Annotated in this window: 12 protein-coding genes; 4 read left to right on the top strand and 8 right to left on the bottom strand. The window is 45.8% G+C overall.

Annotation, left to right across the window (positions count from 1 at the left end; genetic code table 11):
* Nucleotides 1-5 precede the first annotated feature (5 nt).
* The 3 genes from acnD (at nt 6) to L2717_RS09835 (ending at nt 8,820) form a co-directional block, all read left to right on the top strand.
* A complete protein-coding gene (acnD, locus tag L2717_RS09845) occupies nt 6-2,609 on the top strand; it encodes a Fe/S-dependent 2-methylisocitrate dehydratase AcnD (protein WP_220772157.1) in 2,604 nt (867 codons plus the stop codon).
* A gap of 92 nt (nt 2,610-2,701) precedes the next feature.
* A complete protein-coding gene (gene prpF / locus L2717_RS09840) occupies nt 2,702-3,910 on the top strand; it encodes a 2-methylaconitate cis-trans isomerase PrpF (RefSeq protein ID WP_248938038.1) in 1,209 nt (402 codons plus the stop codon).
* 377 nt (nt 3,911-4,287) lie between these two features.
* Nucleotides 4,288-8,820, top strand: coding sequence for an EAL domain-containing protein (locus tag L2717_RS09835; RefSeq protein WP_220772155.1), 4,533 nt, complete (start codon nt 4,288-4,290; stop codon nt 8,818-8,820).
* An 80-nt stretch (nt 8,821-8,900) separates the two neighbouring features.
* On the opposite strand, the gene L2717_RS09830 is transcribed toward L2717_RS09835, so the two are convergent.
* The 3 genes from L2717_RS09830 to L2717_RS09820 all read right to left on the bottom strand — a co-directional run bounded on the left by L2717_RS09830 (nt 8,901) and on the right by L2717_RS09820 (nt 12,123).
* Complete coding sequence (locus L2717_RS09830) at nt 8,901-9,992, bottom strand: branched-chain amino acid aminotransferase (RefSeq protein WP_220772154.1); 1,092 nt, start codon at nt 9,990-9,992, stop codon at nt 8,901-8,903.
* A 203-nt stretch (nt 9,993-10,195) separates the two neighbouring features.
* The gene (locus L2717_RS09825; RefSeq protein ID WP_220772152.1) at nt 10,196-10,549 is read right to left on the bottom strand and encodes a RidA family protein; all 354 of its coding nucleotides are present in this window, start codon (nt 10,547-10,549) and stop codon (nt 10,196-10,198) included.
* A gap of 80 nt (nt 10,550-10,629) precedes the next feature.
* Entirely contained in the window at nt 10,630-12,123 is a 1,494-nt protein-coding gene (locus tag L2717_RS09820; RefSeq protein WP_220772150.1) for a Na+/H+ antiporter NhaC family protein, read from the bottom strand.
* Between the two features lie 179 nt (nt 12,124-12,302).
* Here L2717_RS09820 and L2717_RS09815 point away from each other — a divergent pair, with 179 nt between their 5' ends.
* Nucleotides 12,303-12,524, top strand: a complete 222-nt coding sequence (locus L2717_RS09815) for a cell division protein ZapB (RefSeq protein ID WP_220772148.1) — start codon at nt 12,303-12,305, stop codon at nt 12,522-12,524.
* A 69-nt stretch (nt 12,525-12,593) separates the two neighbouring features.
* Here the strand turns inward: L2717_RS09815 and L2717_RS09810 are convergent, their stop codons facing one another.
* The 5 genes from L2717_RS09810 to L2717_RS09790 form a co-directional block, all read right to left on the bottom strand.
* Entirely contained in the window at nt 12,594-12,806 is a 213-nt protein-coding gene (locus tag L2717_RS09810) for a DUF1107 domain-containing protein (protein WP_220772211.1), read from the bottom strand.
* Between the two features lie 485 nt (nt 12,807-13,291).
* Nucleotides 13,292-13,900: a thiol:disulfide interchange protein DsbA/DsbL gene (locus L2717_RS09805; RefSeq protein ID WP_220772146.1), complete on the bottom strand. Its 609-nt coding sequence runs from the start codon at nt 13,898-13,900 to the stop codon at nt 13,292-13,294.
* 136 nt (nt 13,901-14,036) lie between these two features.
* Complete coding sequence (locus tag L2717_RS09800) at nt 14,037-15,062, bottom strand: serine/threonine protein kinase (protein ID WP_220772144.1); 1,026 nt, start codon at nt 15,060-15,062, stop codon at nt 14,037-14,039.
* 1 nt (nt 15,063) lies between these two features.
* A complete protein-coding gene (locus L2717_RS09795) occupies nt 15,064-15,381 on the bottom strand; it encodes a DUF3630 family protein (protein ID WP_220772142.1) in 318 nt (105 codons plus the stop codon).
* Between the two features lie 13 nt (nt 15,382-15,394).
* Complete coding sequence (locus L2717_RS09790; RefSeq protein ID WP_220772210.1) at nt 15,395-16,849, bottom strand: protein adenylyltransferase SelO; 1,455 nt, start codon at nt 16,847-16,849, stop codon at nt 15,395-15,397.
* Between the last annotated feature and the right edge of the window lie 7 nt (nt 16,850-16,856).

Genomic DNA, 16,856 nt, shown 5'->3' with positions numbered 1-16,856 from the left:
ATGTTATGAATACTGCTATGAATACCCAATATCGCAAGCCTTTACCCGGCACTAAACTTGATTACTTCGATACCCGCGAAGCGATTGAAACCATTACACCCGGCGCGTATGCCAAGCTACCTTATACCTGCCGCGTTTTAGCGGAAAACTTAGTCCGTCGCTGCCCGCCTGCCGATTTAACCGCCTCACTTAAGCAGCTTATTGAATCAAAACAAGAACTGGATTTCCCTTGGTTTCCTGCCCGCGTGGTCTGCCACGACATTTTAGGGCAAACCGCCTTAGTTGACCTTGCGGGTCTGCGTGATGCGATTGCCGCTAAAGGTGGCGATCCTGCCAAAGTGAACCCTGTAGTGCCAACACAACTCATTGTGGATCACTCGCTGGCAGTTGAGTTTGGTGGTTTTGACAAAGACGCTTTTGCCAAAAACCGCGCCATCGAAGACAGACGCAACGAAGACAGATTCCATTTTATTAATTGGACGCAAAAAGCGTTTAAAAACATTGATGTTATCCCTCAGGGTAACGGCATTATGCACCAAATTAACTTAGAGCGTATGTCACCAGTGATCCACGCCCGCGAAGGTGTCGCATTCCCTGATACCTTAGTTGGCACCGACAGCCACACGCCACATGTTGACGCGCTAGGCGTTATCGCCATTGGTGTCGGCGGCTTAGAAGCCGAAAGTGTGATGTTAGGGCGCGCATCGTACATGCGCCTGCCTGACATTATCGGCGTTGAGCTAACCGGCAGACCGCAAGCTGGCATTACCGCCACCGATATCGTATTGGCCTTAACCGAGTTTTTACGCGCACAAAAAGTCGTCTCCTCTTACTTAGAGTTCTTCGGTGAAGGCGCAGCAGCACTGACACTGGGCGATCGCGCCACGATTTCAAACATGACGCCTGAATTTGGTGCCACTGCGGCAATGTTCTACATTGACCAACAAACCTTAGATTATTTAACCTTAACGGGCCGCGAGGCTGAGCAAGTGAAACTGGTTGAAACCTATGCCAAAACCGCAGGTTTGTGGGCCGATAGCCTGACTGAAGTGCACTATCCACGCGTATTGCGTTTTGATTTATCCTCAGTGGTACGCACGATTGCCGGGCCATCAAACCCACACGCAAGAGTGCCAACATCAGAACTTGCTGAGCGCGGTATTAGTGGCATAATCGAAAACGAACCCGGTTTAATGCCAGATGGCGCGGTGATTATCGCAGCAATTACTAGCTGCACTAACACCAGTAACCCGCGCAACGTGATTGCCGCAGGCCTCATTGCCCGCAACGCCAATGCCAAAGGCTTAACCCGCAAACCTTGGGTCAAAACCTCACTCGCTCCTGGCTCTAAAGCAGTGCAATTATATTTAGAAGAAGCCAAGTTGCTGACTGAACTTGAACAGCTAGGCTTTGGAATTGTCGGCTTTGCCTGCACCACGTGTAACGGTATGAGCGGCGCGCTCGATCCCATCATCCAAAAAGAAGTGATCGATCGCGACTTGTACGCCACCGCGGTGTTATCGGGTAACCGTAACTTTGATGGCCGTATTCACCCGTACGCCAAACAAGCTTTCTTAGCATCGCCGCCATTAGTGGTGGCTTATGCCATTGCCGGCACCATACGTTTTGATATCGAAAAAGATGTATTGGGATTAGATCAACACGGTAAGCCAGTCAGACTTATCGATATTTGGCCATCGGATGAAGAAATCGATGCCGTGATTGCTAAAAGCGTTAAGCCTGAGCAGTTCCGTAAAGTGTACGAGCCTATGTTTGATATCGCAGTGGATTACGGCGAGCAAATTAGCCCACTGTATGATTGGCGTGCACAATCAACCTATATTCGCCGCCCACCTTATTGGGAAGGCGCGTTGGCGGGCGAGCGTACACTCAAAGGCATGCGTCCATTAGCTGTGCTAGGTGACAACATCACCACTGACCATTTATCGCCATCCAACGCCATTATGATGGACAGCGCTGCAGGCGAATACCTGCACAAAATGGGCTTACCAGAAGAGGACTTTAACTCCTATGCGACCCATCGCGGCGACCACTTAACAGCCCAGCGCGCCACGTTTGCTAACCCTAAGCTTAAAAACGAAATGGCGATTGTTGATGGCAAAGTGCAGCAAGGCTCCCTAACGCGTATCGAGCCTGAAGGCCAAGTGACGCGCATGTGGGAAGCGATTGAAACCTATATGCAGCGCAAGCAGCCGCTAATCATCATAGCGGGCGCTGACTACGGCCAAGGGTCGTCCCGCGACTGGGCCGCCAAGGGCGTGCGTTTAGCTGGCGTTGAAGCCATTGTCGCCGAAGGCTTTGAGCGTATTCATCGTACTAACCTAGTCGGCATGGGCGTGTTGCCACTGGAATTTAAAGCAGGTGAGAACCGCGCCACCTACGCCATTGATGGTACCGAAGTGTTCGATGTACTCGGCACGCCAGCGCCAAGAGCAGATTTAACGGTTGTTATCACTCGTAAAAATGGTGAACGCATCGAAGTGCCAGTAACGTGTCGCCTCGATACCGCCGAAGAAGTGTCAATTTACGAAGCTGGCGGCGTGTTGCAACGCTTCGCGCAGGATTTTTTAGAATCTAACCTTGCCTGAGCTGACGCTTAATATTCGTTAGCTAAACCGAGTGCCAGCGACTTCACCATTAAGTCGTTGGCGCTCATTTTGAATCCTTTTGGAGTCAATATATGACTACTGCAACAATCCACGCGCCGCAAATCAAAATCGCGGCGACTTATATGCGTGGCGGCACCAGCAAGGGCGTGTTTTTCCGCCTGCAAGATTTGCCTAAGGCAGCGCAAGTGCCAGGCCCTGCACGCGACGCCTTATTGCTGCGGGTGATTGGTAGCCCAGACCCTTACGCTAAACAAATCGATGGCATGGGCGGCGCGACCTCAAGCACTAGCAAAACCGTAATTTTATCAAAAAGCACTCAAGCCAATCACGATGTAGATTATCTTTTTGGCCAAGTAGCAATTGATAAACCCTTTGTCGATTGGAGTGGTAACTGCGGCAACTTAACTGCCGCAGTTGGCGCCTTTGCTATCAGCAACGGTTTAATTGATAGCACGCGTATTCCGCTAAATGGCATCTGCACTGTACGCATTTGGCAAGCCAACATAAGCAAAACCATTATCGCCCATGTGCCCATCACTAATGGTGAAGTGCAAGAAACCGGTGATTTTGAGTTAGACGGCGTGACCTTTCCAGCCGCCGAAGTGCAAATCGAATTTATCAATCCAGCCGATGACGATGGCGAAGGTGGCAGTAGCATGTTCCCCACGGGTAATGTGGTCGATGTGTTAGAAGTGCCCGGCATTGGCAGCTTTAACGCCACTATGATCAACGCGGGTATCCCGACTATTTTTATTAATGCAGAGGACTTAGGTTATACAGGCACTGAGCTGCAGGATGATATCAATAGCGATAACGCCGCGCTGGCTAAGTTTGAAACAATTCGTGCCTATGGCGCGCTGCGTATGGGCTTAATTAACCACATAGATGAAGCAGCTGCTCGCCAACACACGCCCAAAGTGGCTTTTGTTGCTAAACCCCAAACTTATGTGTCATCGAGTGGCAAAACCGTCAATGTAAGCGACATCGACTTATTAGTGCGCGCCCTGTCCATGGGCAAACTGCACCACGCTATGATGGGCACGGCTGCCGTTGCGATTGGTACAGCAGCGGCGATTCCGGGCACGTTAGTCAATTTAGCAGCTGGTATCGGACGCACTAACGAAAAGACCGATGCGGTCCGCTTCGGCCACCCCTCAGGCACGCTGCGTGTTGGGGCAGAGGCATCAATGGTTGACGGCGAATGGACAGTCGTTAAAGCCATTATGAGCCGCAGTGCCCGCGTATTAATGGAAGGCTCTGTACGAGTGCCTACGGTGTAAACCCAGAGTAATAACAAATGTTCAATCAAAGACCTTGCTTCTCCCCCCTTCCTGCGAGGTCTTTTTCTTTATTATCTGAATTCTGCCCCAACCATCTTGGTTAACAATAACGAACAATCGGCATATAAATCTATTCGAGATGATGTGTTGCCATCGATAAATAATGCTAAGCTTCTCAGCTTTACTCAGCATCATTAATTTGCAGTATTGGGTAACAACGTGCGCGAACATTATCTTAAAAAATATTCAGAGTGATATTTGGTTGATGTAATTTTTTAAACGACTCCATTGTTTTAGAGTAAAAACTATAAAAATCCTTAGTATCGTGATTGAACACTAAACTGACTAAATACTCATTGAATTAGGTGGAATTGTTTTTGATAGGGATGAATTTGAGCCAATTATTCCATAGACTAATTCTATGTTTTCTCGGTGTACTGAGTGTACTTGGGAGCCCTTCGAATGGATTGGCACAATCATTGGATTCGATTAATAGCCAACTCAAATTTGAACACATTCGTAGCGTAGATGGCTTAAACCAGAATTCTATTACCAGCTTGTTTATGGACAAGGCTGGCATGCTTTGGATTGGTACTCAAGATGGTTTACACGCTTATAATGGCTATGATTTTAGCATTTTTACGCACTCTCCCAATGATCCAACCAGTATCTCAGAGAGTTATGTCTCCGATATTATTCAAGATCAAGAGGGTTATATTTGGGTTTCAACCTTTGGTCAGGGGATAAATCGGCTCGATCTTAATACTGGAACTTTTCAGCATTTTGGCCAAGAACAAGGCCTCACAGAGCCCCGCACCACTAAACTCAACCTAGTGGGCAATACGCTCTGGATAGGTACCAAAGCAGGTTTATTCTCCCTATCGATTAAAAGTCAGCATATTACTCGAGTCAATCTCAGTAATGAGAATAACGTCGCACCCTACATAACCAGCCTTGCTAATGTCGATAACACTTACTTACTTGCAGGCACTCAAAGTAGCGGCGTTTTTGCCGTTAGCGCGAGTACGATAACCCGCTTAAATGTGCCAAACAATGCTACTGCCAATCAAATTAAGGCAAGCTCTGCCAATGAGGTTATCTTGGCTCTAGGTAATCAATTATGGCATTACAACCTCGCCACACAACAAGGTAATGTGCTTTGGCAAACCGATGATTCCGTACCTTATATCAAAGATTTTATCCAGACCGAACAAGGTGATTTTTGGGCCGTAGGGCCAGAAGCAGGGCTTATACAATTAACTCAAAGACAATCCGTATTTGAAGCAAGTTATCACAAATTTGACTCAAAGCGGACCGACAGTATTAGCGCAAATAATATATTGAGTTTACTGCAAGATCCCTTTGGTAATTTATGGCTGGGGACCAATTATTTAGGTTTAGATCAGCTCAATAAACGGCATCAATATTTTCAGCATATTTTTGACTATAACGCTGAATGGCCACAGCAGAGCAATAACATCCGTAGCTTATTTCGCAGTAAAGATAACGCACTATGGGTGGGTACTGAAGGCGCGGGGCTTAAACGCCTCCTACCCAATGGGCGCTATGAGCACTACACGTCGTTATTTGCACAGGCATTAGGACGCGGCCCACGCAACTTAAATCTAATTATACGAGACATTACTCAAGATAAAGAAGGCGTACTCTGGCTTGCCAGTAATTATGGACTAGGGCGGCTTTCCCCTAATGGACAATTCACTTTACTTAACATGGTTGAAGACACCACTAAAGATGTCGAAGCTAATTACATCCGCAGTTTAGCCATTGATGATCAAGGCGACTTCTGGGTCGCAACCACCCAAGCACTGTATCGCAAAGTCGCAGGCTCGGATAAATTCACCTCTATACCGTTAGCAAATATTGCGCATTTCCATCCGGATCAAAATCGAATTTTAATCCTACGAGCACAGAACAACACACTCTGGCTGGGTACACTTAATGGACTGCTTAAACTGGATATGCAAACGGGTATTGGCCAAGCTTATTATCACCTACCCTTAGATAAAAAAAGCCTCATCAATAACCGTATACGCGATATTTTAGTGACGACATCGGGCGATGTATGGTTCGCCACCCATGGTGGGATCAGTAAACTATCAGCTCAAAATCCCAGTGCGGGCTTTAGTCATTACACTCGAGAACAAGGTTTACCAAGCGATACTATCTACGCCTTACTCGAAGATGAACAACATAATATTTGGTTTAGTAGTAATGCCGGGATAGGCAAACTTAATCCTGCAACAAATCACATCATTATTTTCAATGAACAAGAGGGACTGCAGGCGCTGGAGTTTAATGGCGGAGTAAAATTAAAAGATAACAATGGCGGTCTCTGGTTTGGGGGCATTCGCGGCATTAATCACTTCGATCCAACATTGATTCCCGATAAAAGACCCGATGTTAAAGTCGCGCTGACTGGCTATAGCATTGCAGGAAAAGGCCACACGATTCTTAACTTAAGTAGCCCACCCGATATAGTGATGGACTATAACGAGCAACTCATTAGCTTTGAAGTCACATCATTAGATTTCAGCTACTCAGGTAAAAACCATTTTAGTTATTTCCTCAAAGGATTCGATAACCAATGGCACAATTTGCCCAGCGGTAATGAAATTACCTTCACCAACATTAATCCCGGTCATTATCAACTACACGTCAAACATGCGCTGCAATACAACACGGCTGGTGATGATACATTAGTCGTTAATCTTACGGTGCGGCCGCCATTTTATCTGACTCAAACTGCGTATTGGTTATACGCCATTGCCAGCATCGGGCTGCTTGCTTGGATAATCCTCTGGCGTAAGAAAAAACGCCAACAACAAAAAGAATTTGAAACAAGCATCCGCGCCTCAGAAGAACGGCTTAAGCTCGCGCTCTGGGCCTCTGGCGATGGGATGTGGGACTGGAATATTAAAGAGAATAAAGTCTATAGAACCAATATAGACTCATCCATTCCACAGGCAGATGGTGATGACTTAGCCCATGAAAATATGCACCCAGAGGACAGAGAAAGGTTCGCACTTGAACTCAATGAGCATCTCCAAGGCTATACACCATTTTTTGAAATAGAGTACCGTGTCAAGTGTTCAACGGGTCATTGGATATGGATTTTAGATCGCGGCAAAGTGGTTGAGAAAGATAACCTCGACCATCCTATTCGTATGGCGGGGACCAACCGTAACATTACCTCTCGAAAACTAATAGAGAATGAATTAATTCTCTCATCTCAAGTACTTAACAGTATGAACGAGGCTGTTGTTGTCGCAGATTTAGACTATCGGATTCGCTCGGTGAATCCAGCTTTTTGTACGATCACTGGCTATACCGAACACCAAATCAACAATAAGCACTTCATTCGTTTAGCCTATAATCGTCAGCAGCGAGAGTTGTTTACGATCATTGAACAACAATTACTGCACCACAAACATTGGGTCGGTGAAATTTGGATCCGCAACAAACAACGCCGCGCTATTTTAGTCTGGCTCGAGATTAATCAAGTCATCGATATAAAAGGTGAAACCCGCCATTTCGTTGCGGTATTTACCGATATTACAGAGCGGAAAAAAGCCGAAGAAGATCTACGTTTTCTTGCCAGTTTCGATACATTAACTGATTTACCTAATCGAACTTTATTCCACGACAGGCTCAATCATGCGATTTCTCACGCCCACAGAACCCAGAATATTGTCGCCTTATTATTTTTAGATCTCGATCGTTTCAAGCATATTAACGATTCTATGGGACACCATGTAGGGGATATGCTGCTCAAGGCCGTCGCACGACGTTTACAAAATGCGGTGCGGGATGGTGATACCGTTGCACGTTTAGGTGGTGATGAATTTACCATCATTTTAGAAGGCGTGGCGACCATAAAAGCCGTCACTGTCATCGCAGAAAAAGTGCTCAAAGCCTTCCAAGCACCCTTTTTATTAGATGATAAATCACTAACTATTTCGACCTCTATCGGTATAAGCCTTTACCCTAGCGACGCCAAGGATGCTGACTCACTGATCAAATTTGCTGACACTGCGATGTACCACGCTAAATCGTCCGGTCGTAATAATTTCCAATTTTATACTCATAAATTAAATGAGGTGGCCACTCGCCATGTGCAGCTCGAAGCAGGCTTGAAGCAAGCGATTCAACGCAATGAACTCAGCCTCGTTTATCAACCTAAGTTCTGTGTACGAGATGGGACACTCACAGGACTAGAAGCGCTATTACGTTGGCATCACACCGAATTGGGGCCTATTTCACCCGTAGAATTTATTCCACTGGCGGAAGAAACCGGCATCATTAATCAGATTGGCCACTGGGTTATTAATCACGCTTGCCAACAGTTAGCACAATGGAATGATCTGGGATTCGATGGTATCACCATTGCGGTTAACCTCTCCGCACGCCAGCTCAAAGCCGATATCATTTCTACCATTGAAGTGGCTTTAGCGGTATCGGGCTTACCCGCACAGTCGCTTGAACTCGAACTGACTGAGTCGATGATTATGGGTAATCCACAGGAATCGGTCAGCATTTTATCTCAGCTCAAGGCCCTTGGATTGACCATCGCCGTAGATGATTTTGGCACTGGCTATTCGAGCCTAAGCTATTTAAAACGCTTCCCGATCGATACTTTAAAAATCGACCGTGAATTTGTACGAGATATTACCCATGATCCCGACGATGCCGCCATTACCAGCGCCATTATTGCCTTGGCCCATAGCTTAGAGTTAAACGTGGTTGCTGAAGGCGTAGAAACCCAAGATCAACTTAATTTCTTGGCGCTACAAGGATGCGATCAAGTGCAAGGTTTCTTACTCAGCAAACCATTAATTGCAGAAGACTTTTTAACATTGTTAAAAAATCAACCTAAGAAAAAATCACTTTAATATGCGATAGTATTTAAACGCTAGCGATGTGTTATCTCAAATTCAAGCTAATAAAAAAGGCTCCTAGGAGCCTTTAATCATCAATATAACTGCCGTTCAACACGCTTAACCCAGCCAGCAGGGCCTTGAGTGTGGCCCTTTTGGATGTCGGTATACAATTTATAAATACGTTGTACGTGCTCGCCCACTTCGCCATTGCCCACAGTGACAATATGTCCATCTTCAAAAATATAGGATCCAACAGCCGAAACCACGGCCGCTGTACCAAAACCTCCCGCTTCGATAATCTCGCCTGATTCAATATCAGCGATAAATTTATCGAGCATGACCGTCTCTTGGCGCACTTCACAACCTAACAACTCTCCCAATTCCATGATGGACTGTGAAGTAATAGATTTCAAAATCGTGTCGGTGAAGGTAGGGATGATGACTGTGCCATCTTTCAGAATATGAAAATGGTTCATCGCGCCAGCTTCTTCAAGCTGTTGATTAGTTGAATCTAAATACAATACTTGTGAAGCACCAAACTGCGCTGCCGCTTTACCCGCACGCAACGAAGCCGCGTAGTTACCCGCTGCTTTTGAAGCGCCAGTGCCACCCGATACGGCCCGATGGAATGTTTTACTGATAAGCAAACGTATGCCTTTGTTCACGCCTGCTGCGTAATAAGCACCACTGGGGCTTAACACCACACAGAAGGTATAACGCGAGCTTGGGCTAACGGATAGACGGTCTTCAGTTGCAAAAATAAAGGGCCGAATATACAGACACGCACCTTCTTGCATTGGGAACCACAGACGGTCAACATCGATCAACGCATTGATCGCATCCATTTGCATTTGTTCGTTAATATTAGGAATACAGACGATATCAGCGGAGCAATTCATTCGCTCTGCATTTTTATTAATCCGGAAAGTGTAAATCTCACCATCTTCGTGCATAAAGGCCTTTGCGCCTTCGAAGATTGACTGGCCATAATGCAACGCCATTGCACCCGGTGCCATTTCAAATGGACCATAGGGAACAATACGCGGGTCGCGCCATTCACCATCACTATAATCCACCAAAAACATATGATCGGTTCTGAGGCTACCGAAGCCCACATTTCCCTCGGGCTCAAATTGCTCAGTACGGCGCTCGGACGCAGATTTTAAATTGTAAGTTATTTCCATCACATACCACCTTAATTACTGAACAAGCAGACTAGGGAGCGACTGGAATAAAGTCAAGGAAAGCACATGCGCTTCATGGCCTAACCGCTAAAAAAATATTATTCCATTGGATCAACATCATTTTCAACCACAAATAACCCGTCGTAATAACCCAGTATTACGCATATCAGCGTCACTATACTCTGCTCTTTCGCGCACATTCCTTATTCCGCAACCGCCGCAACAACCGAGATTTCAACTAAATATTCAGGCTCTGCAATCGCCGCTTGTACGCAAGCTCGGGCAGGCGCATGCCCTGTTGGCACCCAAGCATCCCATACAGCATTCATCGCATCGTAATCTGCCATATCTTTCAAATAAATAGTCGCTGACAGTAAATGCTCGCGCGAACTGCCCGCCTGCGCGAGCAAGGTATCCACTTCCTCGAGCATAGTGACGGTTTGTTCAGTAATATTTTGATACTTATCTTTCGCCACTTGGCCACATAAATACACAGCACCTTGGTAGATCACTACGCTACTCATGCGAACACCAACATCTAAACGGGTAATACTCATATTGTTTATCTCTTAAATCACAACATTTGAATAAAGGCTTCGGCTTAAACCGAATCGGCCATTTTAGCGATAAATAGGCGTTATGTCTGCGATTCTAACTTAGGCCAAGGCGTGTAAAAACGCGCCATCAAAGCAAATAAGCCAATACCGCAACTCACTATGCCCAACCACACCAATGGTGTTGGCACAGCTAAATTCACTAATTGGAATCCAACCAAGGCCGAGCATGCTGCGATTAACGCAAAGGGCAACTGAGTCACGACATGGTCATGGGGAGCGCAACCTGAACTGGTGGCACTGAGCACGCTAGTATCTGATATTGGCGAGCAGTGATCGCCAAAAACTGACCCTGCCATCACAGCACTCAATACCGGTAATAATAAATTAGCATCTAAGTTATGGGCAATCTCGGCGCCAATAGGGATCATAATGGCAAATGTGCCCCAACTCGATCCCGTCGCAAAAGCCATCATCGCGCAGAGTAAAAACATCCCCGCCACCAGCAAGTTTGGCGACAGGTAAGCTTTAGCCCAAGTGGCCAACAATTTCGCCACGCCAAGATCTTGGATCACCGCGCCAATCATCCAAGTGCAGAGTAAAATGGCGATAGCAAAGGCAATCATGCGTACCCCATAACTCAAATCACCCACTAACGCCGTAAAACGTCGACCAGATAAGCCCAACATAATCAGAGTGACCAAGGTCGCCAACAAACAAGCATCGCGCATAGAGGCGCCAATATCGGCCTTAGCCAACCAGAGTGATATGTCCCAAGTAGAGACTTGCTCGGCACCAGACCACAAAGTTAGGCCCACAGATGCCAATAACAGAGTCAGCATCGGGATAGCGAGTAGCCAAGGATTACCTTTGGCCTCGACTGTACTAGAAGATTCCACCGCAGTCGCTGCAACAAAAGAGCGAAAACCCACGCCATACCAAGCGACGAGTACAGACAAACCTAAGGTCACGATGGCGTAAAAGTTAAATAAGGCCACTTCAATAAACGCTTCCAGCGGCGACATAGGCAAAAAACTGATCCCAGCGATAAGCGCCATCACATAAGGGCCCCAACTGGAAAAAGGCAGTAACGAACACAGGGGCGAAGCATTTGAGTCGACCAAGTAAGCAAGCTGCTCATGGCGAATACCATAACGCTGGCTCAGAGGCTGGCAAACATGACCCACTGCTAAACAACTAAAAATCCCGTCGATAAACACTAACCAACCCAGAAAAACTACGCCAAGACGTGCCTGGCGCTCAGTGCGAATACGGCTATACAACCAATCACCAAACTGACCAACAGCACCACCACGCGCTAACAATTGCGTCATGCTACCGAGCAGCAACATGGCTAACAGCACATTGAGATGCCATGTTTGCCAAGCACCTTGGGCATAAAATTGTTTAACACCGATATCAAACAAATACAGCCCCGTTTGTAGCAGATCAAACTGAGCAATCAATAACGCGCCAGAAACAATACCGACGCCTAAGGCCACCAGTGTTCGACGCAGAACTAAGGCTAAAATTAAGGTCAACAGTAACGGGAGTATGACGAGCAGACTAGACGACATGGACCATTCCGATAAAAAATAAAACCAAGAATACTAACGAGTTAATAACAAATGCAAAAAAATTTAATTTAGAACGCTGTAATAGGCTATTTTTTAACCAAACGGCAAGAATCGCTATTCCTTAAGTTCAAGGCACTGCTAGAATCACAGTCCCATCCAGAAACCATAGGACTCTCCAGATGAGCCTTGAATTACTGTCCAAACTGGAAACCAAAATCCAGGCTGCTCTCGAAACTATCGAGCTTCTAAAAATGGAGCTTGAAGAAGAGAAGCAAAAAGCGTCGACCTTAAATGAACGCAATCACCAGTTGAATGAGCAAAACCAACAATTACAGGAAGAACTCACTTCTTGGAACGAAAAAGTGACCGGTCTTGTTGGTTTACTAAACAGCGAAATCTAAGCTGCGCGGCGTGAAATCTATACTAACTAAATGAGATTTAAATTGAGCCGGTTCTAAATCGAACCCGCTCTAAATTGAATTGGTTTGATAATTCTGCGCTTCAATGAGTTCGTTCAGCTCTAAAATAGCCTGCTTCACTTTTGGCAGGCTTTTTCTTGGTAGTAAAAACCGTCCCCGCTCAAATTCTAGTCGTCCTAAATCTTTAACCCAAATAACACCAGTAAGAAAAATACGCGCATGCTTAACGATAAGTTTAGGGGCGTAAACGGGGAAAACTCTCATATGACCACCTATAAACATTCTTGTTGTTATTGATTCCCCTCTTTGACATAAGGTTTACTGTTTGAGTTGCATGGTTGACAGACTATTTTTCATATTTGAGCACCCAAAAACTTCAATCATCTGATTTAGTTAAACTATCAATATTAAACTCAATCACAAAAAAACCAAAAGCCATAAAAATGACGCTTGCCAATTTTTTGACGCCCTGTTAAATTAACCATGTTACTCAGGGTGAAAAAGAGCCCCTTGGCTCAAGTCCGTACTTTCTGTTATAAGAAGTACGGTTTTTTTTGCCTGTTTTTTATCAATATATTCAATAAACTATAATCTCAAGCGCTTAACCCGACGTCGCTAACTCACGCCAACACTTAATACTGCCGTCACAAGCAATAAAAAAGGAGCCGTTAGGCTCCTTTAAACAAACAACTGTATGGGTACGGATTATCACCCGCTCGTATAACGGCGACATGATAACGTCATCAGCATTATTTCTTCGCTAGAAAGAAAGCGATATCTAATAGCTCATCGTAGGATTTGATTGAACCGGTTTCAACGCGATATTTACCATTAACAACCAAAGCCGGTACGCCGGTTAACTTAGCATTTTCAGTATCACGCTTCATCTTAGCCATTTGCGCTTTCACCATAAAAGATTCCGCGGCCGCGTCGAAGGTTTTACCATCCACACCGTTAGCGATAAAAAGAGCACGGATATCATCACGATTAGTAAAATTTTGTTTTTTATCATGGATAGCTGAAAAAAGTGCATTATCGATTTTATCATCGACATTTAATTGATGTGCTACTGCAAATGCACGTGACATTTCTACGCCCATTTCTTTACCGATAAAATCAACGTGCGCTTGGTTAAAAGCCACACCATCAGGTTTGTCTGCAATAATTTTTGGCACTACCGTTTTAGCAAAATTAAAACAGTGTGGGCAGTAGAAGGAAAAAAACTCAGTAATTTCTGGTTTTGCCGTCGCTGGGCCATCATTAATCACAGTGTAATGCACACCTTCTTGATAATCTGCAGCGAATACGGCCATTGGCGCCAGTAACAAGGCCGCAGCCATAAGTAATGCTTTTTTCATGAAAATTCCTTAAATCAATCTTATAAATAGGTTCACTAGGCAGGAGACTAACACATTCTCTTTTTTGAGTGTAACTCACGCCTAAGAGTTCAATTTAATATCGCTGCGACCATTGTACACGGCTAAATACTGAACATTAATAAGGCACTAAACTCAAAGGAGATTCGCCAAGTGCATATAACTGTTCTTTAAATGATAAAATTTGCTGTTCCCAATATTTCTCATCCCCAAACCAAGGGAAGTTCATCGGGAAAGCCGGATCATCCCAGCGGCGGCCAATCCACGCGTTATAATGCACCATACGCAACGCCCGCAGTGGCTCAATCAAGGCAAGTTGCCTAGTATCAAACTCACAGAACTCTTCATAGGCCTCGAGTAAGATTTCAAGCTGCATTAATTGCTGCGCTCTATCACCAGTTAGCATCATCCATAAATCTTGAATGGCCGGCCCCATACGCGCATCGTCTAAATCGACAAATCCAGGGCCGTCGGGCGTCCACAGGATATTGCCTGGGTGTAAATCCCCATGCAAACGAATTGCCGCAAAATCCTGTCGATCCCAAATCGCATTCGCCTTAGCTAGCACTTGTTCTACCACGGTAAAAAAAGGTAAACGTAAGCTGTTAGGCACGAGATCAGATTGTTTTAACCACGCCAGCGGCTCGGCCCCTAAAATCTGTGGATTTAAGGGTTCACGCTCTGCAAACGAGGTTTGCGCAGCGTACTGGTGTATACGGCCGATAAATCGACCGACTGACTCTAGTTGTTCTAAATTATCGACCTCAAAAGCTCGGCCGCCCAAAGACGGAAACAGCGTAAATCGAAAACCTTGGTACTTATGCAGCGTGCGGCCTTCGATAATCACAGGCACCGCCATTGGAATATCCTCAGCAGCGAGCGCTAACGCATAGTCATGTTCTTCTTGGATCTGTGCGTCGCTCCAACGATCGGGGCGATAAAACTTCACCACATAACGTAACCCTTCATCACTACGAAACTGATATACACGGTTCTCATAGCTATTAAGCGCGAGCAAGCCCGTTTCAGGATACACACCTAAGCTTTCAATGGCATCTAAGATCAAATCTGGCGTTAACGCTTGGAAATGGAATGCTGCACCGCTGGTATTGGTTATCGTCGGCGGCGTCATATTCTGATTCATATTAGTTCACTCTTAGATGAGGTTTAAGCACAGTGGCGAAGTATTCTAACACCTCAAAATCGGCTTCATTTTCAGTTGAAAGCCAGCAAATATTGCCGTAAAACTCATAATTGAGCCATAACAGGCTCCCTTCAAATGCTAATGCCCATTGATGTCTGTCGGCGCCCCATTGACGCTCACCTACAGTGCAATCGAGTATAGCGGCGAGTGGTTCGGCAAAATCGACAAAACGATCAAAATCAATATCGGCGCTAATTGATAAACTCAACGCCTCTTTATCTAAGCGAATGGCTTGTATCTGAGTGCTGGCTAATTTCATGTTTTTTATCCAATCAACTACTACATGACATAATCAAACCTTGGCCCCAGTCCGGTGGACGTTTAGCTAAGTCTTCATGTTCTGTGTGTTCGGCAAAAGGCTGGCTTAAGATTTTCTGCAACCGATGTAACGGCGCAAGGTTACCCTCTTCCACAGCAATTATCGCCTCTTGGGCTAAATAGTTACGCAAAATATATTTTGGATTCACTGCATTACGCTCAGTTTGCCATTCACCCACATCAGCCACTGTACCTAATCGCTGTTGATAGGCTTGATACCAAGTATCAAATTGCGCCACATCGATAAAATTATCCCGTAAGCCGCTGTGTTGACTGGTCGGGTCGACCTTACCGAATTGACGCCATGTTTGAGTGTAATCGAGCTGGTTTTTCTCCATTAGCACAGTCAAACGACCAATAAGCTCAAGGTCTTGCTTATCCTGCTCTGGCGTTGGTTTAACTAATGTTGGCAGACCTAATTTTGCGCGCATCAAATGTAAATAAGGCTGAACTAGCGCCTCTTGGTATTGATTAAGGATGGCAATTAAATCGTCGGACGGGATAACGGGTGTCAATGCTTGCGCTAAGCGTTGTAGGTTCCACAATCCAACACCCGGCTGCTGACCAAAAGCATAACGCCCCTCTGAATCAGAGTGATTACAGATAAAATCTTCTTGGAATGTATCGAGGAACGCAAAGGGACCGAAGTCAAAACTGTCACCCAGAATCGACATATTGTCAGTGTTCATCACCCCATGGGCAAAACCTACCGCTTGCCAATGGGCAATCATTTTGGCCGTATCTTGCACCACCTGTAAAAACCACGCTTTATAACCTGCGGCATCACAACTCAAATGAGGATAATGCTGAGTGAGCGTAAAATTGAGTAATTGAATCAGTTTATCAGCGCGGCCACGTTCGCTATGGCAACAAAACTCAAAATGACCAAAGCGAATGTGACTACGAGCTAGACGTACAGTAATCGCTGCGGTTTCTTGGCTCTCACGCCAAACTGGTAAGTCAGAACCAATCACGGCCAAAGCACGCGTAGTGGGAACTTGTAAAGCATATAGCGCTTCTGAGACTAAAAACTCGCGCACCGCTGAGCGCATCACCGCACGGCCATCACCACGGCGAGAGTATGGCGTTGGGCCGCCGCCCTTAAGCGCGACATCCCACACACCATGTGGGCCTACCGCTTCGCCTAAGATAATTGAGCGCCCATCGCCTAAGCGCGGCGTATAACCGCCAAACTGGTGGCCGCTATACACTTGGGCGTAATAAGTCGCGCCATCGATTGCGGCATTAGCAGATAAACCGAGTAATAGCTCATCGGTTGGCTGGGTTAGGCCAATTAATTGCGCAGCGTCATCACTCCACGCTAGCCACTGAGGATTGGTGATCCCCTGAGGATAAACCTGCGAGTAAAATTCGGGCAGCTGGGTAAAAAAATCCTGTTTAAACTTCATCATCACC

Origin of the sequence: Shewanella glacialipiscicola (assembly GCF_023283485.1) — a bacterium.
GTDB lineage: Bacteria > Pseudomonadota > Gammaproteobacteria > Enterobacterales > Shewanellaceae > Shewanella > Shewanella glacialipiscicola.
Note: the sequence above shows the minus strand (reverse complement) of the source record. Positions and strands in the feature narration are given on the sequence as shown.